Raw genomic sequence first — 25,948 nt, 5'->3', positions numbered from 1 at the left:
TCTTATTAAAAGGTTAAACGCAGTGTAGCAGCATAAGACCTAAGCCCCGGGAAAGATCCCATACCGGCAAAACCGTCGGCATTTCCTATTCTGGCAGAAGTTTCCGGGTCAAAACCACTGTAATCGGTACTGAGCCAGAGATTGGTCCCGGAAAGGGATATGCTCGCCCTTGCTATACTCAGTTTTTCGAGAATCGCATTCGGGAAGTTATAGGTCAGGGTCACATCTTTTAACCTTACCCAGGAAGCATCTTCCACGAAATTCTCGGTGACCGCCCTGTGCACATTCCTGTAAAATCCATCCCCGTAATCTTCACCATCCGGTCCGATACCCTGACCGAGATATACTTCTTTGGTGTTCGGGCTGCCATCGGCGGTCACTCCCTCAAAAACTATAGTCTCGTTCCTGTTCGTCGTATAATCTGCCGTGCCAAAGGCCGAGAGGAAATTTCCCAGGTTGTTGAACTTTTCAAGCCCCTGCCTGAAATCAAAGTTAAATGCCAGGGAAAAATTTTTGTAGTTCACCTGGTTCCTGATGTTCATCATCCAGTCGGGTGTGGAATTTCCTATTATTTTTTGCCCCCTGTCGATCACCGGGAAGCCGTCTTCCCCTATAAGTATGGGCCTGTTTTTATCTACCACCAGCGGATCTTCGTCTCCCGGGTTTTCGTAATACCTTGCATAACTGGTACCCAGGATATTTCCATAAGCATGCCCTGCATAAAGCACCTGTGAAGCATCACTGCCCACATAGCCGAATTCACTGTCCAGAAAAACACTTTCTATACCCTCTTTCAAGGCCACGATCTCGTTTTTATTGTTCGAAAAATTCACCCCTACGTTCCATGAAAAATCCCCGCTCTGTACCGGAGTGGCATTCAGCATAATCTCCCATCCCGTATTTTCGATCTCCCCGGCATTGGTGGAATAAAACTTATAGCCTGTGGAAAAAGGCAACGGAATACGTATAATCTGATCCTTGGCATTGGATTGATACCAGGATACATCCAGACTTAACCTGTTGTCAAAAAAACGAAGTTCGGTACCGAATTCTATTTCCGTGGTTTTTTCAGAAAGCAAGTCAGGATCTGCCTTGTTTTCCGGGCGTGTCCACCCTGTCACATTTTCAATAGGAAAATTGTCTTCATCAGACTGGTATACGTCGGAAGTCAGATATGCGATTTGCGGGTCTTTACCTATCTGTGCCCAGGAAGCCCTTACTTTACCGTAATTGAACCATTGAGGCATATCCATGGTCTCTGTAAAGACATAACTTCCACTTACGGAGGGGTAATTAAATGACCTGTTTTTTTCAGGCAGGGTAGATGCCCAGTCATTCCGGTCGGTAACCGTGAGATAAAGAAAGTCCTTATAAGAAATTCCCACTTCTCCGTAGAGCCCCACTACCCTGAACTTTGAAATGAATTGGGAAGTGGTGATATTTGCCGCATTACTCAGGTGAAATAAATTCCACACATCCAATTCTTCCCCCGAGGTAGTTACGCGATCGTATTTGCGTTGAAAGACATCCCATCCGGCCCGTACCGTAAGGGTAAAATCTTCTCCCAGGTCTCTGATATAAGAAGCCATCAGGTTAGAAGTAAGGTCTTCACTAATAATTCTGGTTTCTATTATATGCCCCAATTCATTATCCCCGAAAATATTCTCGTCTTCAACATCTTCTCTCGGGCCGGGAGCAGTTGCTTTGCGGCTGTCGTTATAATAATCTATGCCAAACCTGTAACTGATATCCAATCCCTCAACAGGAGTATAATTAAAGCCTAAGTTACCTATAAGGCGGTTAACGTCGTCCACAAACCTGTTGGTTTTAGCACCGTAAATAGAGTTATTACCTTCTTTTCCGTCGAATTGATACCCTTTCATCGTTCCGTTTTCAAACTCATAATCATTTACGTCCACACGAGGAGCCCAGTAAATCAATCTTGTATTAAACCTATCGATATTGACCCGTGCGCCTCCGGAATTGATAAAATTGGCAGATCCGGTTATCTTTATTTTGTCTGAAAGCTGTAAGTCCCCCGATAGTTTTGCTGATATTTTCCCATAATCAGAAAAGGGAATTACCCCTTCCTGATCGAATTTGGAAAGTGCCGCATAAAAGGTAGATTTCTCAGTACCACCGGAAGCGCTGAAGTTAATATTGGTAGAATGCCCGTTCTTATAAGCATTTTTATAATTATTGAACAGGTCCGGATGAGACGGGTCTATCTTTCTGGCCTCCTCAACACTCGGTCCCCAGGTGGGCCAAAAACTATTGGGGTCGTATTCGCCTTTCCAGCCCTGGGTATATGTTTTCTGGGTTTTCGGAAATTTATTGACCTCATCAAAAGAAGTGGAAGCGGAAATATTGAACTCCGTTCTTCCTGCTTTTCCTTTTCGTGTGGTAATTATGACCACTCCATTGGCTCCCCTTACTCCATATAATGCGGTCGCCGCTCCTCCTTTCAGGACAGAGATATTTTGCACATCTTCCATATTGATGTCTCCAGCCCTGTTAGTCATTCCCCGACTCTCCCCTCCTCCTGTGGTATAAGAGTCATTACTGACAGGGATCCCGTCTATAACAAACAGAGGTTGGTTTTCTGCATTCGGATCCAGGGAATTAACCCCTCTGAGAACGATCCTCGCTCCCTGTCCCGGCGCACCTCCCTGGGTAGAGATCTGTGCTCCTGCGATCTTACCGCTAAGAGCACTTACAACATTGGTTTCGGGAACCTCCAAAAGCTGATCGGAATTCAATTGCTGGGAGGCATATCCCAAAGCCTTTTTCTCCCGTTCTATTCCCAATGCCGTAACCACGACCTCATCCAATGCCTCGGCATCTTCTTCGAGTACTATATCAATGATATCTGATTCCCCTACCGTCCGGGTAACGGTGGTCATCCCCACATAGGAAAATTGTAGGACATCGCCTTCAGAAGCGTTGATACTGTATTTCCCGTCAAAATCGGAAGTGGTTCCTGTGGTCGAACCCATAATTACAATGCTCACCCCCGGAAGGGGAGTATTCTCCGGGTCCGTAATGGTTCCTGTCACCTGGGCATAGCCCGTAAAACAAAAAAAAGTACACGCGATAAGCGTGACCAATAGCAGTCTTTTCATGTGTTAGTTAAGTTTTGTTATTATTCAGTTGAAACCCAAATATAACAATATTACATTTATTTAACTTTATTGTAACACATACTAAATGTTTTTTAACATCTAAAGAACATAAACATTAAAATATTGAAAGGAATTGATTTTTTGTGTAAGTTTATCACTTATTTTAAAATCCATTAATACCATGAAGCAACTGCTATGTACCCTATGTTTAGGGGCCCTGATCGTTTCCTGTCAAACGAAGACCGAGAAAAAACCGACTGTTGAAGAAACAGTAAAAACCGAGGAAAAATCCTTAGAATGGATACACCTCTTTAACGGGAAGGACCTGAACGACTGGAAAATAAAGATATCAAAACACGACCTGGGAGACAATTATGCCAACACTTTCCGGGTGGAAGACGGGTTGATAAAAGTGAGCTATGACGGATACGAGGATTTCGACCAGCAATACGGCCATATGTTCTACAAAAAGCCTTTCTCTGCCTATCTGCTGAGGCTGAAATACCGCTTTACGGGCGACCAGGCTCCGGGAGGTGAAGGCTGGGCCTTACGCAACAGCGGGGCCATGCTCCACGGGCAATCACCGGAAAGCATGCTCAAAGACCAGGATTTCCCGATATCTATCGAGGCGCAGATCCTGGGAGGTGATGGCACCAACGACCGTCCCACGGGCAATCTCTGCACTCCCGGTACCAATGTGGTTATCAGCGACACTCTCTATACTCCACACTGCCTGAACTCCAGTTCCAAGACTTACCACGGCGAGCAATGGGTACGCATGGATATGCTGGTCCTGGCTGATTCTGTTATACATCACATCGTTGAAAGGGACACGGTACTCACCTATTACAAACCACAGATCGGCGATGGTTCGGTTTCCAACTTTGATCCTGAAGTCAAAAAAGACGGGGAATTGCTCAAAGGCGGCTATATTTCCCTCCAGAGCGAAAGCCACCCCATCGAGTTCCGCAAAGTAGACCTGCTGGACCTGGAACCCTATATGAACGATCGGGCGAAATTAAAAGAAATACTGAGGGAAGTACGAAAATAGTCCCTCGGCTTCAGTTTATCCTGAGCCTGCCTGCACTGAGCAAAGTCGAAGTGCCGAAGGGCTCGGGAACCGGGTAAAGCAAACCTCCGGGCATTAAAAAGAAGAGGTACGAAATTGAAGATCATTCAACTTCGTACCTCGTACCTCTAACTTCTAACTTCCCTATTAGCTTTCTACTTCTTCGGGAGATTTTACGGTTGCCAGGTATCTTTCGGCATCCAGGGCTGCCATACAGCCGGTTCCGGCTGCTGTTACGGCTTGCCTGTATTCCTTATCCTGAACATCTCCGCTGGCAAAAACGCCCGGCTTGCTGGTCTTGGTAGATTTTCCCTCGGTAATGACATACCCGGTCTCGTCCATGTCCAGCTGACCTTTAAATATATCGGTATTAGGTTTATGCCCTATGGCTATAAACAATCCTGTTATTTTTATTTCTTCTTTTTCCCCGGTCTGGTTATTCACGATGCGGAGGCCTTCCACCACCTGGTCACCCACTACCTCATCCACTTCACTGAAATACCTGACTTCCAGGTTCGGTGTATTTTCTACGCGGTGTTGCATGGCTTTGGAAGCTCTCATTTCTCCTTTTCGCACCAGCATGGTCACTTTTGAACAGATATTTGCCAGGTAAGTTGCTTCTTCGGCCGCAGTATCTCCTCCTCCAACAATGGCCACATCCTGACCTTTGTAGAAAAAGCCGTCACATACAGCACAGGCGGAAACACCACCCCCGCGCAAACGCTGTTCACTGGGGATCCCCAGGTATTTGGCAGATGCCCCGGTAGCAACGATCACGGCCTCGGCCTCTATCTGTTTGGAATTATCTATGGTTATCTTGTGAATGCCTCCTCTTTCGCTGCTGAGTTCCACCGCAGTGGCCATTCCTATTCTTACCTCAGTACCAAAACGCTCGGCCTGTTGCTGCAACTGGACCATCATGGTAGGGCCGTCCACACCTTCGGGATATCCCGGAAAATTGTCCACCTCTGTGGTGGTGGTAAGCTGCCCTCCGGGCTCCATTCCTGTATACATTACGGGTTTCAGGTCTGCCCGGGCAGCATAGATAGCCGCCGTATAGCCAGCAGGCCCAGACCCTATGATAAGACATTTTATTCTTTCTACAGTATCTGACATGATTAACTCCTGTTTAATTTGCTTAACAAAAGTAGGATATTTAATAGGAATTGAATATAAAAAGTTATCAAAAGTTGTTATAGGGCTATCACCGGGAGTTATGCCGGTTTCGGGTTGTAGGTTGTAGGTTGCAGGTTGCAGGTTTTGGGTTATATTATGAATCAATTACCGAATGATCTCAATGTCTCACCGGGCATTATCCCTATTTTTCTCCCGATCTCCTTATCTCCTCGTCACCTCTTCACCCCGTCTCCCTATTTCACTTTCTGCTTTGTAAGCTCGAGTTTTGCCAGTCTTCCTTTCCCGGCGGCATAGGCTGTGGAATCATTGAAAAAGCGAATGGTATAAAAGCCTTCTTTTGAGAGCGGTTTCCAGCTTCGGCCACCGTTGCCGGAAAATGAGATCCCTTCAAAACCGACTGCTACCACCTCTTTTCCCCCGGTCCCGGGAACGTACTGTACGCACGAACGATAGCCGGGCGGCTGCTTGTCGGCTATCAGCTCCCAGGTCTTTCCGCCGTTTGTGGTTATGACCTTGTTGGCCGTGTTATCTCTGGGCCGGGTATAGTCGCCACCTATGGCAATACCGTGGTTTTTGTCCCAAAAGTCTACGGAATACAGGCCCAGGGTAGGTTCACCCTGTACCACGGGGGCGTCGTATACCTCCCAGGTATTCCCTTTGTCCGGAGAATAGAAAACCCTGCTCCGCAATCCGCCGGAAACGATCCAGGTCTTATTGCCCTTCACGGCAATATTGGTATTGCTCGCCGCAAAGGCCGCCTCCCCTTCTTTTACCAGGGGTAGCTTGTTACAGGGCACTTTAGACCAGCTATCCCCTCCATTCCGGGTAATCAGTACGGAAAGGCAATCGCCCGTAGGGTCTCCCATGGCTATCCCTTCATTTTCATTCCAGAAGGTCATGGCATCATAGAAAGCCTTTTTGTGTTCTTCCCGGTAGACCAGCTTAGGCGGGTCTTCCTCATTTATTTTAAACAACAGGGCCGGGCTGCCTATTCCCAGCAGGAATATATCCCTGCCGTTGGAAGCTATGGCGCGGAAATGTGGAACAATGGCATCATAGGTTATGGAATCCAGAACGGGATGGTCGCTTCCATAGCGAAAATAACCGTAACGCCCCCGGTCATCGGCAAACCACAGGGTACCTGCCGGGGTTATTTCTATCGCCCGTACACTCATGGAGTCTTCCATCAGGGGAGTTATGGAAACCCCGGTTATTCTCCTGGGCTCAGATTTATCTGACTGCTTACAGGAGATCTGTAAAACGAGGATCACTATTAAAAAAAATACTCTGTTCATATTTTGAAAATGTAGGTTACACCTGACTACTGGTTGCAAAGATAAATTTCTTTGCTTAAGTTTGATAGGGCATAATCACATCTTCAGGTAAAATATGGTAGCATAAACTTTACCCTAATTTAATGTGATCGATGTATTCCATTTTTACTTTTGCTGAAATTCCCCCTCAGATCTATGTGTAAGAAAACAGACCATACCGGCCCTGAAGATTTTAACCTGATTTTTAACCGATATTGGCATGAGCTTTACACTTATGCAATGAATATAATGCGCGATAACAATGCCGCGGAAGATATTGTCCAGGAAATCTTTATAGACCTGTGGAACCGTTACCGCACTACTTCCATTACCAACCATAAGGCATATCTCTACAAGGCCGTAAAATATCAATGTGCCAAAAAATTAAGGGCCAGGCGCCTGGATAAAATTCAACTGGAAAAAGCAGGTCTTGCCCTGGCGTATAGCGAAACCCCGGAAGAAGAAAAAAACACGCACAGGTTACTGGCACAGGTCAACACCGTTGTAGCGGAAAAATTACCGGACAGGTGCCGGGAGGTTTTTACCCTGAGCTACTACAACAATATGAGCAACAAAGAAATAGCGCATCAACTTAATATTTCGGTAAGTACGGTAGAAAACCATATCCACAAAGCCCTGCAATTGCTGAGGGCCTCTACCACATACCGCCTGGACATTATACTCTTAGTATTGAGCCTGCTGTGTTAGGAAATAGTCCGGATTTATCCCTTTAGGGTGAGAAACTGAGAAGGTGAGAAAGTGAGAGGGAGACTGAATGAGATTGAGGTGCTTAAGTTCAATTTCCCTGTTGGAATGCTATATTTCATCCATCTTTTCTGATCTTGCAGATCCGTTATTTTTTGGCATGTAACTATACTTTGATACAACTTCTTAAACATTGTTATGTGCCAAAGCAGCTTCGTCCCGATATCCCGGGATATTCCCCCTTTATATGTTAATTAAATGTTAAAAACATGGTTTTGCGTAGGTGGTTTTAGATTTCCGGGTACTCCATTAGTAAAGCATGTGAGCGTTTATGATGGAAAAAAAGTTTAAGGAATTACTGGAAAAATACCTGAACGATACCTGTACCCCCGAAGAAAAGCAAAAAGTGGAAGATTTTTTTACCTTGATGCAAAAAGAAGGTCATGAGCCGCAGGAGGCCCCGCCCGATCCTGCCTTGCAGGACAGGCTGCGTAAAAAAGTATCCGGGGCCCTGTCCAATACTCCCGGACAGGAGAAAAAAAGGCGGCGCTTCTCCATTCCCAAAATCGCTGCTGCCATCGCTTTTTTAATACTGTCTGCATCTGCCGCTTTTTATTTCATGAAAACCGACCGGTACATCACCCGAATGGCAGACAAGGGCAAACAATTAAAAATAGTACTGAATGATTCGTCCGTAGTATACCTCAATTCCGGCAGTAAGATCTCCTATCCCCGGGCATTCAAACAAAAGATCAGGGAAGTAAAACTGGAGGGGGAAGCCTATTTCGAGATAAGGAGAAACGAGGATAGCCCTTTTGTAGTGTTATCCCAATCCTTTAAAACGGAAGTACTGGGCACCAGTTTTGTGGTAAGCAATTATCACAGCGGCCCTCCTTCGGTTACCGTTGCTACCGGAAAGGTAAAAGTCACAGCCAGCAACAAAGGCCCGGTTTACCTGACCAAGAACGAAAGGGTTACTTTAGACACTGTTCTTCAAAAGTTGATAAAGGATACCGTGCAGGCTTCCCGGTATACTTCCTGGACCAGGGGGGACATCGTTTTTAATCAAGCGGGGTTATTGCAGGTGGTCGCTACGCTCAACAGGAGGTTTAATACAGATATCCACCTGGGCTCCCCGTCATATGAAAAGTGTACCATCAGCGGTTCGTACTCGGGTCAAAGCCTGGAAGACATCCTGGAAAGCCTGAGTTTTATCTATGATATAGAATACGAGGTCGGACAAACCGGCCGCATCACCATATTCGCAAAACCATGTTCCACTCAAAAATAAGACCTATGTAGCACCAATATTATCCCTAAACCAAAATCCCGATACCGGTTGCCGCCGATACCGGGACATACAGAAAACTAATTCGCCAAAATTAATTAACTAAAACAAAGATATTGAAATTATGTATTTCATTTCGTTCAGCCTTAAAAAGCCCGTGGTGTATACTACGGTACTTTTACTGGTTTTTGCCGTAAACAGAATTACTGCCGGCACGGTGTATTCCCAAAAAGCAGAAAATACTTTTGTCAACCTGAAATTAAACGACGTATCTCTTACGGAAGTTTTTAAAACCGTAGAAAAGCAAACCCCTTTCACCTTTATCTACCCCGATGAAATAACCCATCTGGATAAAAAAGTCAGTGTCCATAACGGGAACATCAGTGTCAAGGAGATTATGGACCTCCTATCTAAAAACCTGGGAATCAAATACAACATCAACAACACTACAATCTCTGTAAAGGCAGGCTCCGTTCCTGCTTCAAATCTGCAACAGACCGCTATACAGGGTTCGGTAACCGACGAGAATGACATCCCTGTACCGGGAGCCAGCATCACCGTAAAGGGCACCTCCCAGGGAGCAGTAACTGATTTTGACGGAAACTTTTCGATCGAAGCTGCAGAAGGACAGGATATACTTGTGGTATCTTATCTCGGATATAAAACAAGAGAGGTCACCGCCAGCCAGGGAATACATGTCCGTTTACAGGAAGATGTAACCGGGCTGGATGAAGTGGTCGTTGTCGGCTACGGAAGCCAGCGAAGGGAATCCCTGACCGGTGCTGTAAATACTGTAAATACGGAAAACGTTACCCAGCGCCCCGTAGCCAATTTAAGTTCGGGTATGCAGGGACTGAGCCCGGGACTGAACATCGGAAAAAACAGTGGCCGCCCCGGGGACGACGTTAAAATAAACATCCGCGGGTTTACTTCCATCAACGGAGGTTCTCCTCTGGTGCTTATTGACGGTATCGAAGGGGATATCCGCAAGGTAAATCCGGACGATGTGGCTTCCATCAGTGTTCTCAAAGACGCAGGGGCATCGGCAATTTATGGTGCCCGGGGAGCATTTGGCGTTATTCTGGTCACGACCAAAAAAGCCCGCGAAGGGGTGATGAGCGTTTCTTTTAACAGCAATATTGCATGGTCTTCAGCCACGACAAGGACCGATTTTCTGACGGACCCTTACCGGGTGGCAAAACTGGTCGATGATTCTTTCCGTCGGGCTACCGGGAACTCCTACACCGGATATACGGAGGCCGATTACGAAGAATTGAGAAAGGTTGCCGAAGATCCTTCCCTGGCCCGCACCATAGTGGACATGAGAAACGGAAAAGAACAATACGTACACTACGGGCATACCGATTGGTGGAATACCTTTTTCCGCAAATCCATGCCTTCGCAAACCTATAACCTGTCCGTCTCCGGGGGAAGTGAAAAGATAAAGACACTCTTTTCCTTCAGGAATTACGAAACCGTAGGCATCCTGAAAGTACAGGACGATCCTTACCGGACCTATAACCTCAGGGGAAAGTTTGACATCGACATTACGGACTGGCTTACACTGTCCAACAACATCCAGTACAATGAAAGCCATGAGGTCATACACGGCGGAAGCCAGTACGGATGGGGTGAGCCCTGGGGAAGCCTCATCTGGGTCCACGCCCTCCCCTCTTACAACCCTACAAACCCCGACGGAACAGCACTTTGGAGGACAGAGCTTAACAATTATACGGTAGGAGACGGTATCTATGCGTCCCTGCTCTACGGAAAAGGCCGGGAGATCACCGACGAGGACGAACTCACCAACACCATTACTGCCAATATAAAACCCCTGCCCCAGATGAATGTTCACCTGAGCTATGCCATCCGGAGAAATAACCTGGCCCGTTCGCAAAGGTCCGTAAAGGTGCCATATTCCATCTATCCCGGGGAAATAGGTACATTCGGGGAAGATAAGCTCAAAGAATTTTCAGACCGGGCCACCTACAATGTCATCAATGCCTATACCGACTATGTGCATTCCTTCGGAGACCATACCCTCAAGGCCATGATAGGATATAACCAGGAGTTCTACCGGATGAAAAGTTTCTGGGCCAGCAAACAGGATAACATATCGGACGACCTCAACTCCCTCGGCCTGGGGACCAAAAACCCGGAAACAGACGGGAGTGGCTATGAATGGGCGCTGCGCGGGTATTTTTCCCGGCTGAACTACAATTTCAGGGACAAATACCTCCTGGAGCTGAACGGCAGGTATGACGGCTCTTCCCGCTTTCCCGAAGACGACCGGTGGGGCTTCTTCCCCTCCGTATCTGCGGGGTGGGTGATCAGCAAAGAACCTTTCTTCAAGGGACTGGAGAACACGGTGAACTCCCTTAAACTCCGCGCTTCCTATGGTGCGCTCGGAAATCAGAATATCACGAAATTCGACAGGGCAAGGAACCGCTATGTCGCAGACTATTACCCATACACTCCCACCCTTCCCAAAAATACGGATAACGGTTATGCCATGGACGGAAGCAGGCTCGAATACATTTCTTCTCCCAAACTAAACCCTCTCGACATTACCTGGGAAGAAGTAAACACCCTGAATTTCGGGGTCGATTTCTCCCTGTTCAGCAATCACCTGTCCGGTAGTTTCGACTGGTTTCAGAGAAATACAATAGGGATGCTCACCAAGGGGAAAACACTTTCGGCCGTCCTCGGAACAGCATCGCCCCAGGAAAATGCCGCAGATCTGAGGACACGGGGCTTTGAAGTTTCCCTGACCTATGCCGACGCTTTCACATTAGGAGACAAACCCTTCCATTTTTCTATTACGGGAAACCTCTCCAATACCATCACTGCGATCACCCGTTTTGACAATCCGAACAACAGCCTGGTCGATTATTACAAAGGCATGGAAATAGGCGAAATATGGGGATACCACTCCAACGGCCTGTTCCGTTCTGAAGAAGAGATCGAACAACACGCAGACCAAAGCTATGTTTCCAGCCAGATATACAGTACAGGAGGCTTGCAGCCGGGCGATGTGAAATTTACGGACCTCAATGGCGATGGCATTATCAATGAAGGTGAAAATACACTGGACAATCCCGGAGACCGGTCTGTCATAGGCAACACCACGCCCAGGTTCCCCTACGCCTTTACCGTAAACGCAGACTGGAACGGCTTTGACCTGTCCCTGTTCTTCCAGGGAGTGGCCAAACAGGATTGGTATCCACACGGCGATTCCAGGTCGTTCTGGGCCATGTACAACCGTCCGTACGACTCCTTTATACGAAAAGACCTGGCCGATAATATGTGGAGCCCGGAAAACCCGGACGGTTTTTATCCCCGATTGGTAGGGTATACAGCCTTAGGCGACAATAAAGAACTCGGAGTGGCAAGTGACAGGTACCTGCAGGATATTTCATATCTCCGCCTTAAAAACCTCACGGTAGGTTACACCCTGCCGGAAAGTATCATAGCCAAACTCCCCTTAAAAAGTGCCCGGTTCTATTTTAGCGGAGAGAACCTGTTTACCTTTACCGGCCTTACCGGATACATAGACCCGGAAGCTGCAAGTGGCACTTTGGATTTCAACGACTCCTCTACGGCCAACGGTAAATCCAGCAGCCGGTCGAAGGCACAGACTTATCCGTTCTTAAAAACATATTCGTTAGGACTATCTCTTGAATTTTAACCCCTTATACGATGAAAAAAACACATATCATAATAGTACTGCTTTTGTCCGTCATATGGAGTTGCGATAAAGACCTTCTGGACAGAGATCCCGTTTCTGAGGTTGCCCCCGAAAACTTTTTTATCAAGGCGAGCGACCTGGAACTATACACTAACAATTTCTACAGGATGTTCCCCGAAGAAGGGATCTACAACGGGGACCGGGCTGCCGATAATATCATAGAAACAACCCTGAGCGAAGAGATGCGGGGAGCGAGGATCGTCCCTACCACAAAAAAGAATGAAGGATGGTCCTGGGAATACCTCCGGGACATTAATTACTTCCTGGAAAACTACGAAAGATGTGAAGATGAGGCCGCAAAAAAACACTTTGGCGGTGTTGCCCGTTTTTTCAGGGCCTGGTTTTATTTTGACAAGCTAAGGCGTTTCGGGGATGTACCCTGGTACGAACAGACCATAGACCCCACGGACGAAGAAGCCCTTCAAAAACCGCGTGATCCCAGAGGGTCTGTTACCGATAAAATAATAGAAGACCTCGATTTTGCCATTGAAAACCTGGACGACAACACCCAGGCGTTCCGCATTACCAAATGGACGGCCCTGGCCCTGAAATCGAGGGTGGGCCTCTACGAAGGTACTTATATGAAATACCGGGGGATGGATGGATACGAAAAATACCTTACGGCTTCATACCAGGCCTCAGAACAACTGATGAACGATTCGCCCTATAAGATATACAGTACGGGCAATACGAAAGAAGACTATATGGTGTTTTTCGCCTCCCACGACGCCATTACTGACGAAATGATACTGGCCAGGCAGTTCCTGACCTCACAGGCCGTGGACCACAAGGCCAATTATTATATGACCACTTCTTCCTACGGCAGGCCCGGAATGCCAAAAGACCTGGTAAACAGCTATCTGAATGCAGACGGCTCCCGTTTTACCGACAATCCGGATCACAACAGCATGTCGTTCACCGAAGAAATGACAAACAGGGACCCGCGTTTGTCTCAAACGGTAAGAGCTCCCGGCTATACACGGATGGGAGAGAACATTACCCTCCCTCCCAATATGGGGGCTACCGTTACCGGGTATCAGCCCATTAAATTCGTAAACGAACCGCAATACGACACCTATGACGAGTCTATAACAGATCTCCCCCTCTTCCGTTATGCCGAGGTACTGCTCAATTATGCAGAAGCCAAAGCAGAACTGGGGATATTGACACAGGCAGACCTGGATGTTTCCATAAAACTCATTCGCGACCGTGTAGGCATGCCCAATATTCAAATGGCAGAGGCCAATGCCACCCCCGACCCTTTTATGGCAGATCAATACCTCAATATAAACGGGGCTAACAAAGGCGTGATCCTGGAAATACGCCGGGAACGCCGTATAGAATTGTATATGGAAGACTTCCGGTGGGACGATATCGTCCGGTGGAAAGCAGGCCAAAAGATCACCCGGCCGCTTCGGGGGCTCTATCTGCCCGGTGCAGGAGAATACGACCTGGAAGGCGACGGGGATATCGATATTGTCCTGTATGAAGGCGATGCCCCCGACAATCAGGTGGATGGTATCCAGTACCTGAAAATAAATTCGGATGTCTTTCTGGACGCTGACAATCTCATAGATCCGCACCCTACATTTAACAATCGAACATTTGATGAAGATAAAGATTATCTTTATCCCATTCCCCGGGTGGAATTACAGCTAAACCCCAATCTGGAACAAAACCCCGGATGGTAACTGAGGGGAGTTAGAAGTCCGAAGTCGGAAGTCAGGAGTCGGAGGTTTGAAGTTATGGCCTCCGACTTCGGGCAAAAGCAGCCCTAAACTTAAATTTATTCAAAATGAAACCCCCATGATAAAGTTTCCTTTAACATAAACAAGCATGAATACGGGTGCTCCATGCCTGTGCTGAGCACTTCGGTAAACTCAGTATATCACTTGTCGAAGCATGACCGTTGAAAAACAAATAAAAAATATACATATGAAAAGAGCAACATTATTTTTAGTATACGGATTGTTCCTGTTACAAACCATACACGGAAACCCGATGCAAAAAAACGATTCCACACTTACATTGTTTTCATATAATATCCGCTATGCCAACCCGGATGACGGTATCAATGCCTGGAAAAACCGGAAAGAATGGGTTGCCGAAAGTATTTCCTTTTTCGGTGGCGATATTGTCGGGGCACAGGAAGTGCTGTATTCGCAATTACAGGACCTCCTTACCCTCCTGCCGGGTTACGCCCACGTAGGTGTAGCAAGGGACGACGGCAGGACCAAAGGAGAGTTCTCCCCCATTCTCTACCGGAAAGACCGCTTTGAACTCTTGCAGAACGAGACCTTCTGGCTGTCCGAAACCCCCGAAGAGGTCGGTTCTGTGGGCTGGGATGCTGCCCTGCCGCGTATCGTTACCTGGGCAAAGTTCAGGGACCGCAATACGGGGAAAACATTCTATTTCGTTAACACCCATTTCGACCACAAGGGAAAGCAGGCCCGCGAGGAAAGTGCCAGGCTCATCACAGCCCGGGTAAAGGAAATTGCCGGAGAACTCCCTGCCTTTATTACAGGCGATTTCAATTCCACTCCCGATTCAAAAGCCTACAAGGTCATCGATAACGACAAGGACATTCTGAACACTTCCGGAAAGGCAAAAAAAAGCTACGGCCCCGGATATACCTTTAATAGCTGGAAGATCGATCCGGACCCGGAAAAACATCACGTTATCGACTATATCTTCTTTAAGGGGAATATAGAAATATACAAACACCATGTGCTGGACATCCAGCGTGGCGCAAGGTTCGCTTCCGATCATTACCCGGTTATCGTTACAGCCAAATTGTACTAGGAACGGCTGTTTTTGTTAAAAAACTTATGTTTCCGGACAAAAAAAGAGATATTTCTCACATATCGTCGTATATTGATGTAGTCAACCGTAAAAAGTAATTTGAAAATTATGAAAACTACATCTTGTTTATTAATTGTTTGTGCAAGCGTGTTCTTCATGTCCTGCAAAAATGAAAAACCGGAGGCTGACCAGGGAAAGACGATAGGCTCCCTTTACATCTCCAAGGAAAAACCGAGCCCGGGAGATTCCCTGTACATCAGGTATACCACAGATAAAGAAGCCCCTTCAGCTTATTACTATTATGCTGTTCACAATAATATGTATCCCGTAGACATCCCGATAAAAGATGCTTCCGGGAAATGGGAAGGAGCTCTGGCCATTCCCGATTCTGCAACAGCCGTGACCTTTCTTTTTAAAGCAGGCGGCGAATTTGACAGTAATGATAAACAGGGTTTTGTATTACCGCTTTATACCGAAAAGGGGGAATTACTTAAAGGTACCCTGGCCAGCATTGCTTCCTATTACCAAAGTTATTACGGAAGATCTATGGATGTTGAAGTGGAAAGGGATTCATCGATTGCCCTGTTTAAACAGGAGTTTTCCGCTCATCCGGATATAGTGGGTATCTGGGACAATATCTATCCGAGAATATTGTATAAAGAAAACAAGGAAGAGGGAGAAAAATGGATCAAAGAACGTATTGCCGCATACCAGGGCAGGGAGAAGCTCACCGACAAAGATTACACTACCCTGGTGGCACTGCATAACGTTACGGGGAACGACTCTGTGGCAGAAACCCTGACCGAAAAATCCATAGCTGCTTATCCTAAAGGAACATTGGCCAAAAGAGAATTATCAAAGAAATTTTACGAAGAAAAAGATATCACTAAAAAAGAAGAGCTGTTGAAGGAATATGCAAATTCCTTTAGCGATACGGACGGAAAAAATTTCATGCTGTATGTGCTGGCCAAAGAATATGCCGATCAGAACAATTATGAGGCATTTACCCGATATGCCGACCAAATCCCGGAACAGAGCAGGGAAAAAACAGGATTATATAACAGTGTGGCCTGGAAGCTGGCCGAAGAAGGAAAAGATCTCGATCTTGCTGCCGGGATCTCCAAAAAATCCCTGGACATCGTCCGCTCTCTCCAGCAAAACCTTCAAGACAAGCCCGATCAGTTTTCCGAAAGCCAATACAAAAGCAACCTGGAGGGCAGTTACAGAATGTATGCAGACACCTATGCCTTTATCCTTTTTCAACAAGGACAGGTAAAAGAGGCCGTAAAATATCAGGCAGAAGCTATAGGAGAAGGAAAATCTCCGGAGGTCAACGAACGCTACATCCAGTTCCTCCTGGCCGACAAAAGTTACGACACTGCACAGGAAAAAGCCGGGGAATTTATACGCGAAGGTGCTTCCACGAAAAAAATAAAAGAATACCTGAAATCTGCCTATGCAGAGAACAAGGGTTCAGAAGAAGGATTTGACACCTACCTCTCCGGTCTCGAAAAAGTTGCCCGGGCTAAAATACTGGAAGAAGCCAGGGAGAACATGCTCGACGAGGAAGCCCCGGATTTTATCTTGAAAAACCTGGAGGGAAAAGATGTTGCCCTCAGTTCCATGAAAGGAAAAGTTGTGATCCTGGATTTTTGGGCTACCTGGTGCGGACCGTGTAAAAACTCCTTTCCCGGAATGCAGAACGCTGTGACTAAATACGAAAACGATCCCAATGTGGAATTTTTGTTTGTCAATACCTGGGAAAGCGGTAAGCCGGAAGTCCGTAAAAAGACTGTAAAAAACTTTATCAATCAGAATAAATACTCTTTTCAGGTTTTACTGGATACTCCGGTAACAGAAGGAAGCCGGGAATTTGATATTGTCGACAAATACGGTGTGGAAGGTATCCCCACTAAGGTGATTATAGGACCGGAAGGACGGATCAATTTCAGGTCGGTAGGTTATAGCGGCAACAATGAAAAATTAGTGGAAGAACTGGATATTATGATAGAGTTGTTGCAGTCGTAGTTACCGGGAAATATCAGGAGGCGGGAAACCCAACGCTCCAAAGTGATTTAAACTTCTTAAAAAAGCATAAGGTTTAAAGCTCCCCTCCCCTCTTTAGACAAAGAGGGGTGGACCACTTTAGTGGGACGGGGAGTTTGACCATGCCCAGGCTCTGGCATTTAATTCCAAACGTTTGCGTTTTATCAATGGCCTGGGATTTCTAACCCTTCGTCACACCGCAGGTGTGACACCTCCCTTTGTCAAAAGGGAGGAGCCTTATGTTTTTTTAAGAAGTTTAAATCATTTCCCCGGAAAAATATTCTGAAGTTTGGGGTCTGGTATTTATTTTTATACCGGCTCGCCATACAGGTCAAAGTCGGAGGCTTCGGTGATCTTTATGTCCGTGAACTCTCCGGTCCTCGCATAGTGCTTCGCAGCATCGATAAGTACTTCATTGTCTACATCGGGCGAATCGAACTCGGTCCGTCCCACAAAGTAGTTCCCTTCCTTCCGGTCTATGATACAGCGATAGGTTTTGCCGATCTTTTCCTGGTTCAGTTCCCAGGATATCTGTGATTGTATTTCCATGATCTCCGCCGCCCGCTGTTGCTTTACTTCTTCCGGCACATCGTCTTCCAGGGTATAGGCATGAGTATTTTCTTCGTGGGAATAGGCAAAGCATCCGAGCCGCTCGAAACGCATTTCCTGTACCCAGTCTTTCAGCACCAGGAAATCTTCTTCGGTCTCCCCGGGATAACCGACGATCAGTGTAGTACGGATGGCCATATCGGGCACGGCTTCCCGGAAATCGTGCAGCAATTTTGTGGTTTTGGCCTTTGTTGTACCCCTCCGCATTGATTTCAGGATGGGATCGGAAATGTGTTGCAACGGAATGTCTATATAGTTACAGATCTTCGGTTCTTCACGCATAACATCCAGCACATCCATCGGAAATCCGGTGGGAAAGGCATAATGCAGGCGAATCCACTCTATTCCATCTACCTTTGCCAGTTCACGCAAGAGTTCTGCAAGGTTTCGTTTTTTATAGAGGTCCAGGCCGTAATAAGTGAGGTCCTGGGCAATAAGGATCAGTTCTTTTACGCCTTTTGCGGCCAGTTTTTCCGCTTCCATGACCAGTTCTTCGATAGGAGTACTCCGGTGTTTTCCCCGCATCAGGGGAATGGCGCAGAACGAACAGGGGCGGTCGCAGCCTTCGGCTATCTTGAGGTAAGCGTAGTTTTTCGGGGTAGTGGTCAGCCGTTCGCCTATAAGCTCATGTTTGTAATCCGCGCCGAGGGCTTTTAAGAGCACAGGAAGGTCGGAAGTACCGAAATACTGGTCTACATCGGGGATCTCCTTTTCCAGGTCGGGCTTATAGCGTTCGCTGAGGCAGCCTGTAACAAAGACCTTGTCTACAACGCCTTCTTCCTTCTTCTGTACAAAGTCCAGAATAGTATTGACGCTTTCTTCCTTGGCGTTATTGATAAAACCACAGGTATTGATCACCACGATGTTCCCCTCTTCTTCATGGACAACTTCCTTGCCTCCGGCCTTCAGTTGCCCCATAAGCACTTCACTGTCGTAAACATTTTTGGAACACCCCAGGGTAACTACATTTATTTTATTCTTTTTCAGAGACTTGGTCCTCATTGTGCTGCACGTATTTGGAGTGCAAAAGTAGTGAAAAGGTAAACAGCCACAAAGACACTAAGACACAAAGTTTATAAGAAAAGGCCCGGCGTTTTTACCGGGCCTTTTATATGCTCTGTTATTTTGTTTCTTTCAGTAGTTCCCTGACTGCCGTTTCCAATTGGGGGTCTTTTCCGCTCAGGAAATCGTTATATGGCAGGGGTACCAGGATATCCGGTTCCAGTTCCAGGTTTTCCGTAGGTCTGCCTTCTTCTCCGATAGTGGCCACCATGGGGATACCGAATATGATCGAAGGATCGATCTGACGCTCCCACCACACGGCAGTTCCTGTCCCTGCTACGGGCATTCCCACCAGTTTTCCTATACCGTTCTGTTTATATACATAAGGAAAGATAAAGGCATCGCTGTAATTCCCTTCACTCATAACCACAATGCTGGGTTTGGTCCAGCGCGACATGGGTTCCCCTCCTTTCACCAGGTGCCCCTGGGGAGCAAATTTCAGGTATTCCTTACCGCCGAGAAATGTATTCAGGTCGTCGTGCAACCATCCGCCTCCGTTAAACCGGGTATCGACGACCAGGGCTTTCTTGTCCAGGTTTTTGCCGAGCACGTTTTCGTAGACGTCCCGGAAGCTGCCGTCGTTCATGCCCTGTATATGCACATATCCCAGACGGCCGTCACTGAGGGAATCGACCATGTTCTCCATTGTTTTCACCCAGCGATTGTACATCAACTTCCCTTCTGCTCCTTTGGAAACGGGTTTTACAGTTTCGTCAAAGGTGGAATTACCACTCTTTACAGTGAGCAATACATTCTTGTTACGGATATTCACCAGGTACTTGTTCCAGTTTTCTCCGGCGCCAATGGTCTTTCCGTTGATCTTTGTGATAATATCCCCGGCCTTTACCCTGCTTTTCGCCGTGTTAAACGGCCCCCCGGCGATCACTTCGGATATGCGGATACCTTCCCCGGAATAGGTTTCGTCGAACAACAGGCCCAGGGACGCTGTATGATCACCTTTTTCCCTGTCCGGATAAAAACGTCCCCCGGTATGGGAAGCATTGAGTTCTCCGAGAAGTTCGCTCAACAGTTCCTGAAAGTCGTAATTATTATTGATGTAAGGGAGGAATTTCACATATTCGTCGTGATACATCTGCCAGTCTATACCGTGAATATCGGGGTCATAGAATTTTTTCTTTACCTGTCGCCACATATGCTCAAACATATATTGGCGCTCGGCCGCAGCATCTACAACCATATCGGCATCGATCTTTATATTTTCTACCTTTCCGCTTTCGGCATCTACTTTTACCAGTTTGCCTTTGTTGCTCAGGTATAATGTCTTTCCGTCTTCACTGATCTCAATACCGCTCGGGCTGCCTCCGAGTTTGGCCAGGACCTTGGTCTTCCTGGTCCTGGGTTCGGTAACCCAGAGATCATAACCTTTTTCAAAAGCAGCCAGGTAATACACCTTATCTGCATCCTCACTCAGTACATAATCACTGATACTGGAGCTGTTTATAGTGAGTTTTACCTTTCGGTTATCCAGGTTTTCAAGGTCAAGGACCAGGGGTTTCTTGTTTTCTTTCTTCTCTTTTTTCTTTTTCCCTGATTTTTTCTCTTCTTTTTCTTCGTCTTCCTTCTTGTCTTCTTCTTCCTTTTCCTTGAGAAGTTCAAATTCTTCCTTGCTCAGTACAAAGCGGTCATAGGCTTCCTGGTTGAAAAACACGGCATAAATATCGGTTTCCCTGCTCCCCTGATACGCCAGCGATTTTCTTCCTTCCCGACTGCTCTTATACGTCATCATCTTGCCATCGAGCGCCCATTTGGGGCTTCCCTCTCCAAAACCTCCGTTTACCGGGTGAAAGATCTTTCCGGTACCATCGGCCTTGATCAGGGCGGTGTTCTTGTTAAAAAAATATCCTTTATTGTCATCTACCAGCAACCATTTGCTGTCCGGGCTCCACCGGTAAGACCAGTCGCCATCGCTATAAGAGTAGTTACGGCCTTCGGGGAATACTGTTACCTTTTTTCCGCTGTCCAGGTCCAGTACCTTAAGGATATTGCGCTCTTCAATAAAGGCGATCTTCTTTCCGTCGGGGGAATATTCCGCCTGAAATTCCTCGGCACCGGTAGCCACTACGGCTTCTGTATCGAGTACTGTGGAGGCGTAAAAATACTTCTCGTCAGGGCGTTTTAAAGTAACCTTGTATACACTCCAGCTACCATTGCGTTCTCCCGAGAACAGCAGTGTTTTTCCATCCGGAGACCAGCTTATCATCCTTTCCTGTCCGGGGGTTTCTGTAACCCTCTTGGTCCTGGCATCGTCCATTCCGGTGACAAAGACCTCTCCCCGGTTTACAAAAGCGATCTCCTTTCCGTTGGGGTTTACGGCAAACTCGGTGACGCTGTGAATATCCATGTTCTTCATCATCTGAAAAGCGGCATCGTCCATCACCCGGATATCGAGTTTCCGGGGCGCTCCGCCTGGTGCCAGAACATAAATGTCACCTTTCCAGGTAAAGGTTGTGGTATCATCACCGGAAATGCTTAGGTGACGCACCGGAAAACCACTGAATGAGGTCAGTTGTTCTTCCGTACCTCCGGCCAGTGATCTTTTATACAGGTTCTGGGTGCCGTCCTTTTCATTGAGGTAATACACTGAAGCATCATCGGCACTAAATACGGGATCGCGGTTCTCTCCCCGGAAAGTACTGAGTTGTTTGTACTCGTTTTTGACCGTATCGTATAGCCAGATATCCCTGGTCACCGAAGAGGTGTGGTGTTTTCGCCACGGATCTTCATAACCTTTCCTGTCCTGGAAAACTATGCTGGTACCATCTCCGTTGTAGTGTGCTTCCTCTGCTCCTGCGGCTGAGACCAGCAGCGGGCGGCCACCTTTTACGGGAACGGTATAGAGGTTTTTAAAATAACCGGGGCCGGGAAAACGAACGCTACGGGACGGGGCGTTACGGCCGCTTCCGAAAAGTACCGAACCGCCGTTTACAGTAAAGTCATACGGAAAATCGTCCGCACTGTTATACGTAAGTCTCACCGGGGTTCCCCCTGTTGCCGGCATGGTGTATACATCAAAATTGCCGTAACGGTCACTGGCAAAAGCAATGGTTTTTCCATCCCTGCTCCAAACGGGACGCATATTATGAGCATCACCCACTGTGAGGGGAACAGCCGTTCCTCCTGCGGAACCCACCTTGTAGAGATTCCCCATGTAACCAAATACGATGGTCTTTCCATCCGGGGAAATAACCGGATACCGCAACCATCGTGCGTTTTCCTGGGCAAATAACGATCCGGTAAAAAGACAGATCACTATCGCCATTGTAATTTTCTTCATAGAGATTTTGAATTATTCGGGTTAGTCGTTTAAAAAAAGGATCAAGATAATATGAAAAGTCGTGAAAATGCACATATTGTTACATTGAATAAAGGTTCATTAACAATCTTTAACAATTGAACTTTATTCCAGCATACAAAGCCTTGTAATTTCCGGTATAAAAAAAGCCCTGTCAATAGATTTTGACAGGGCATGATTCACTGTTTATTTTTACGGATCATTTAAAAAAAGAATCCACAAATTCGTATTTATTGAATACCTGGAGGTCTTCGATCCCTTCTCCTACACCGATATATTTTACGGGGATACGGAACTGGTCTGAAATACCTATCACCACACCTCCTTTGGCGGTTCCGTCCAGTTTGGTTACGGCCAGGGAGGTCACTTCGGTAGCTTTGGTAAACTGTTTAGCCTGTTCGAAAGCATTCTGCCCGGTGGAGCCATCGAGTACGAGCAGCACATCGTGAGGGGCATCGCCTACCACTTTTTGCATTACACGTTTTACCTTGGAAAGCTCATTCATCAGGTTTACCTTGTTGTGCAGCCTTCCGGCAGTGTCTATGATCACCACATCGGCATCCTGGTTTATGGCGGACTTCAGCGTATCAAAGGCTACGGATGCAGGGTCACTGCCCATGTTCTGTTTTACGATAGGCACCCCTACCCTTTCTGCCCAGATCTGCAACTGGTCTATGGCTGCGGCCCTGAAAGTATCGGCTGCACCCAACACCACTTTCTTGCCCTGTTTTTTAAACTGGTAGGCCAGCTTGCCTATGGTGGTGGTCTTTCCTACACCATTTACCCCGACAACCATGATCACATAAGGCTTTTTATCTTCAGGGATTGTAAATTCGGTAGCTTCGCCTATATTGGTTTCAGATAGCAGTCCGGCAATTTCCTCGCGGAGTATCTGGTTGAGTTCCTCTGTTCCGAGATATTTATCGCGCGAAACCCGGTCTTCTATACGTTCTATGATCTTCAGAGTGGTCTCCACACCCACGTCGCTGGTTACCAACACTTCTTCGAGGTTGTCCAGCACTTCATCATCCACCTTTGATTTCCCGGCTACGGCCTTGCTCAACTTGCTGAAAAAACTGGTTTTGGTCTTTTCCAGCCCCTTGTCCAGGGTTTCCTTCTTTTCCGAAGAAAATATTTTCTTAAAGAGATTCATGTTGTTCGGTCACTGAGTTATTGCCCCTCGACTACGCTCGGGGTGACAGGTTAGTGGGTTATCAGATTATTGAGCTGCAGGAATATCATAGTATCTCCCAATAATTCAATATCCTGATATCTTAATAACTACCTGCCCCAAAGATATAAAAACAAAAAGCTACTTCCGATATGAAAGTAGCTTATATATATAAAATATTGTGAACTTTTACTTTTTGTTCAACCAATCATTAACCATTGAAGGGTCCATAACCGATTCTACAAAAGTATATGCGCCTGATTTCGGAGATTTTACCATTTTTATGGCTTTGGTCAATCTCTTCGATTTGGTCTGTAAGGTTGCTACGGTTTTCTTTGCCATGACTCTATGCTATTTGATATTTTCTGTAAAAATATCCAGTTGGTACTATTTGATATTTTCTACAAAAATATCGAATTATTTAATTTCTTTGTGAACGGTCATTTTCTTCAGGATAGGGTTGTATTTTTTAACCTCTAACCTATCCGGAGTATTCTTTTTGTTCTTGGTTGTGATGTATCTCGATGTTCCAGGCTTACCGGACTCTTTGTGCTCGGTGCACTCTAAAATCACCTGGATTCTGTTTCCTTTCTTTGCCATCTTTCTATGCTTTTCTTAACAAACGATTATTTGTAAAATCCTTTTGCCTTTGCTTCTTTCAATACCGCAGAGATCCCTTTTTTGTTGATATTTTTCAATGCGGAAGTAGAGACCTTCAACGTGATCCAACGGTCTTCTTCGGGAATGTAAAAGCGCTTTTTGGTAAGGTTAACGTTGAATTTACGTTTTGTCTTGTTCATCGCATGAGAAACATTGTTTCCCACCATTGCCCTTTTTCCTGTAAGCTCACAAACTCTTGACATTTCTTCTATACTATTAGTTATCTAAAAACAGGGTGCAAATTAACGAAATTTTTAAGTGACAGGCAAGTGTGAATATCAATTTTTTAAAATTTCTTTCCAAAGTATCTCCAGCGCCCTGTTTGCGGCCTTGTTCACCACTTTCTCCCGAGGGGCTCCGAAATTGAATTTTTCCGAATAGACCTTATGCGGGGTGGCTACTCCTATATATACTGTACCTACATCGGCATCGGATTCTCCTTTTTCAGGGCCTGCATTCCCTGTTGTTGATATGGCAAAATCAGATTTTAACAATTGCTGTGCCCCGCGGGCCATGGCTTCTGCCACTTCTGCGCTGACTACGCTGTGTTTGTCTATAAGGGTTTCGGGGATCTTTAACACATCGGTTTTCACTGCCGTGGAATAGCTCACTATCGCTCCGCGGAAATAGGCAGATGCTCCGGGCACCGAGGTCACCTGTTCCGCAACCTTGCCACCAGTGCAGCTCTCGGCCAGGGCCAGGGTTATATTTTTTCCGGACATGGCTTTCCCGATAAGAGCTTCGAGGGGTTGGTCGTTTTCCATGCCGTAGACCATATCGCCAATAAGCAGATGCAGGGCCCTGATCTTTTCGTCTACTGCTGTTTCGAGCATTTTTTTATCCGTTCCCTTTGCGGTAAGCCTCAGCAGCACCTTGCCCGGGTGGGGCAGATAGGCCAGTTTTATAAAGGGAGGCAGGCTGTTTTCCCAGTCTTCTATACGATCGGCCAGGGCACTTTCGCCCATACCGTAGGTGATCACAGTCTTGTGCAGGATATAGGGACGATCGTATGCTTCCTGCAACCTGGGCAGCACCTCATCCTCCATCAAAGCCTTCATTTCATAAGGTACTCCGGGCAGGGATATAAAGACTGTCCTGTCTTTTTCGAGCCACATGCCCGGTGCCGTTCCATAGCGGTTCATCAAAACCGTAGCCCTGGAAGGGACCATCGCCTGGTTCCGGTTCAGGTCGGATATGGGGGCATCTATGTATTTGGCAAATAATTTTTCGATATGGGCCAGCACCATTTCATTACGTACGAGCGTATCGCCGAAGAACTCACAGAGCGTGTGTTTGGTGATATCGTCTTTTGTAGGGCCCAGTCCGCCGGTAATAACAACCACTTCTGCCCGGCCCCCGGCTTCTTTCAGAGCCTGTAAGATATGGTTTTTCTCATCCTGTACAGAGGTGACCTGGTATACGGATATCCCGATCCTGTTCAGCTCCCGGGCCATATGAGCCGCATTGGTGTCTACGATCTGCCCGATGAGGATCTCATCGCCGATAGTGATGATCTCGGCCTGCATTAAAGTGAAAAATCAGTTTTTAACTCCGTAATAACTTCCCGTACCTGTCCTGCAATCAGGGTATACATCTCTTCTATGGCCGGCAGCCCGTCATTCATCTTAGCCTGCCCCTCCATTTGCAGTATCAGCGATTTGGTACCTTCCATACCGAGCAGGTCCACATTGGGTTTTATCTTGTGTGCCTGTTTGTAAACGGCATCGTAATTCCCTGCTTTTACGGCTTGTTCCAGGTCTTGCAGGTCCGAAGGGGTTTCTTCCACAAATACGGAGACCACAGAGACTATAAAATCCCTGTCTCCGCCGGACAGTTCTTCCAGTTTTTCGAGATTATATGGCATATTTTCGTGTTTAGGGGGGTAAAGTTTTGAGGTTCAGAG

At 46.7% G+C, this 25,948-nt stretch carries 18 protein-coding genes; 7 read left to right on the top strand and 11 right to left on the bottom strand.

All coding sequences use genetic code 11. The features are described from left to right. Nucleotides 1-5: 5 nt before the first annotated feature. Nucleotides 6-3,122: a SusC/RagA family TonB-linked outer membrane protein gene (locus KN811_RS16290; protein WP_187963877.1), complete on the bottom strand. Its 3,117-nt coding sequence runs from the start codon at nucleotides 3,120-3,122 to the stop codon at nucleotides 6-8. Between the two features lie 181 nt (nucleotides 3,123-3,303). On the opposite strand from KN811_RS16290, the gene KN811_RS16285 reads away from it, so the two are divergent. Continuing rightward, on the top strand, nucleotides 3,304-4,173 hold the full coding sequence (locus tag KN811_RS16285; protein WP_187963876.1) for a 3-keto-disaccharide hydrolase: 870 nt from the start codon (nucleotides 3,304-3,306) through the stop codon (nucleotides 4,171-4,173). 165 nt (nucleotides 4,174-4,338) lie between these two features. Here the strand turns inward: KN811_RS16285 and trxB are convergent, their stop codons facing one another. Together trxB and KN811_RS16275 are read right to left on the bottom strand one after the other, a co-directional pair. After that, a complete protein-coding gene (gene trxB, locus KN811_RS16280) occupies nucleotides 4,339-5,307 on the bottom strand; it encodes a thioredoxin-disulfide reductase (RefSeq protein ID WP_187963875.1) in 969 nt (322 codons plus the stop codon). Between the two features lie 254 nt (nucleotides 5,308-5,561). Then, on the bottom strand, nucleotides 5,562-6,623 hold the full coding sequence (locus KN811_RS16275) for a WD40/YVTN/BNR-like repeat-containing protein (protein ID WP_187963874.1): 1,062 nt from the start codon (nucleotides 6,621-6,623) through the stop codon (nucleotides 5,562-5,564). A gap of 174 nt (nucleotides 6,624-6,797) precedes the next feature. On the opposite strand from KN811_RS16275, the gene KN811_RS16270 reads away from it, so the two are divergent. From KN811_RS16270 to KN811_RS16245, 6 genes are all read left to right on the top strand, one after another. Beyond that, the gene (locus tag KN811_RS16270; RefSeq protein ID WP_187963873.1) at nucleotides 6,798-7,349 is read left to right on the top strand and encodes an RNA polymerase sigma factor; all 552 of its coding nucleotides are present in this window, start codon (nucleotides 6,798-6,800) and stop codon (nucleotides 7,347-7,349) included. A gap of 328 nt (nucleotides 7,350-7,677) precedes the next feature. Beyond that, entirely contained in the window at nucleotides 7,678-8,637 is a 960-nt protein-coding gene (locus tag KN811_RS16265; RefSeq protein ID WP_187963872.1) for a FecR family protein, read from the top strand. 121 nt (nucleotides 8,638-8,758) lie between these two features. Then, a complete protein-coding gene (locus KN811_RS16260) occupies nucleotides 8,759-12,322 on the top strand; it encodes a TonB-dependent receptor (protein WP_247716532.1) in 3,564 nt (1,187 codons plus the stop codon). 11 nt (nucleotides 12,323-12,333) lie between these two features. Then, nucleotides 12,334-14,073, top strand: a complete 1,740-nt coding sequence (locus tag KN811_RS16255) for a RagB/SusD family nutrient uptake outer membrane protein (RefSeq protein WP_187966106.1) — start codon at nucleotides 12,334-12,336, stop codon at nucleotides 14,071-14,073. A gap of 244 nt (nucleotides 14,074-14,317) precedes the next feature. After that, nucleotides 14,318-15,184, top strand: coding sequence for an endonuclease/exonuclease/phosphatase family protein (locus tag KN811_RS16250; protein ID WP_187966105.1), 867 nt, complete (start codon nucleotides 14,318-14,320; stop codon nucleotides 15,182-15,184). Nucleotides 15,185-15,292: 108 nt separating this feature from the next. Further along, nucleotides 15,293-17,212, top strand: coding sequence for a TlpA disulfide reductase family protein (locus tag KN811_RS16245; protein ID WP_216334898.1), 1,920 nt, complete (start codon nucleotides 15,293-15,295; stop codon nucleotides 17,210-17,212). 327 nt (nucleotides 17,213-17,539) lie between these two features. Here the strand turns inward: KN811_RS16245 and rimO are convergent, their stop codons facing one another. From rimO to KN811_RS16205, 8 genes are all read right to left on the bottom strand, one after another. Continuing rightward, a complete protein-coding gene (rimO, locus tag KN811_RS16240; protein ID WP_187966103.1) occupies nucleotides 17,540-18,841 on the bottom strand; it encodes a 30S ribosomal protein S12 methylthiotransferase RimO in 1,302 nt (433 codons plus the stop codon). 118 nt (nucleotides 18,842-18,959) lie between these two features. Continuing rightward, the gene (locus tag KN811_RS16235; RefSeq protein ID WP_187966102.1) at nucleotides 18,960-22,196 is read right to left on the bottom strand and encodes a S41 family peptidase; all 3,237 of its coding nucleotides are present in this window, start codon (nucleotides 22,194-22,196) and stop codon (nucleotides 18,960-18,962) included. A gap of 217 nt (nucleotides 22,197-22,413) precedes the next feature. Then, nucleotides 22,414-23,367, bottom strand: coding sequence for a signal recognition particle-docking protein FtsY (gene ftsY / locus KN811_RS16230; protein WP_187966101.1), 954 nt, complete (start codon nucleotides 23,365-23,367; stop codon nucleotides 22,414-22,416). Nucleotides 23,368-23,574: 207 nt separating this feature from the next. Continuing rightward, complete coding sequence (locus tag KN811_RS16225; protein WP_187966100.1) at nucleotides 23,575-23,727, bottom strand: DUF4295 domain-containing protein; 153 nt, start codon at nucleotides 23,725-23,727, stop codon at nucleotides 23,575-23,577. A 75-nt stretch (nucleotides 23,728-23,802) separates the two neighbouring features. After that, complete coding sequence (gene rpmG / locus KN811_RS16220) at nucleotides 23,803-23,985, bottom strand: 50S ribosomal protein L33 (RefSeq protein WP_187966099.1); 183 nt, start codon at nucleotides 23,983-23,985, stop codon at nucleotides 23,803-23,805. 26 nt (nucleotides 23,986-24,011) lie between these two features. Further along, the gene (gene rpmB / locus KN811_RS16215; protein ID WP_187966098.1) at nucleotides 24,012-24,248 is read right to left on the bottom strand and encodes a 50S ribosomal protein L28; all 237 of its coding nucleotides are present in this window, start codon (nucleotides 24,246-24,248) and stop codon (nucleotides 24,012-24,014) included. A gap of 75 nt (nucleotides 24,249-24,323) precedes the next feature. Continuing rightward, entirely contained in the window at nucleotides 24,324-25,571 is a 1,248-nt protein-coding gene (locus tag KN811_RS16210) for a competence/damage-inducible protein A (protein WP_187966097.1), read from the bottom strand. Beyond that, nucleotides 25,571-25,909 (bottom strand): Hpt domain-containing protein, encoded by a 339-nt coding sequence (locus KN811_RS16205; protein ID WP_187966096.1) that lies wholly within the window; start codon nucleotides 25,907-25,909, stop codon nucleotides 25,571-25,573. The genes KN811_RS16210 and KN811_RS16205 overlap by 1 nt, the downstream gene beginning before the upstream one ends. Nucleotides 25,910-25,948: the final 39 nt, after the last annotated feature.

It is taken from the genome of Sinomicrobium weinanense (assembly GCF_018863395.1).
In the GTDB taxonomy this organism is placed as follows: domain Bacteria; phylum Bacteroidota; class Bacteroidia; order Flavobacteriales; family Flavobacteriaceae; genus Sinomicrobium; species Sinomicrobium weinanense.
Note: the sequence above shows the minus strand (reverse complement) of the source record. Positions and strands in the feature narration are given on the sequence as shown.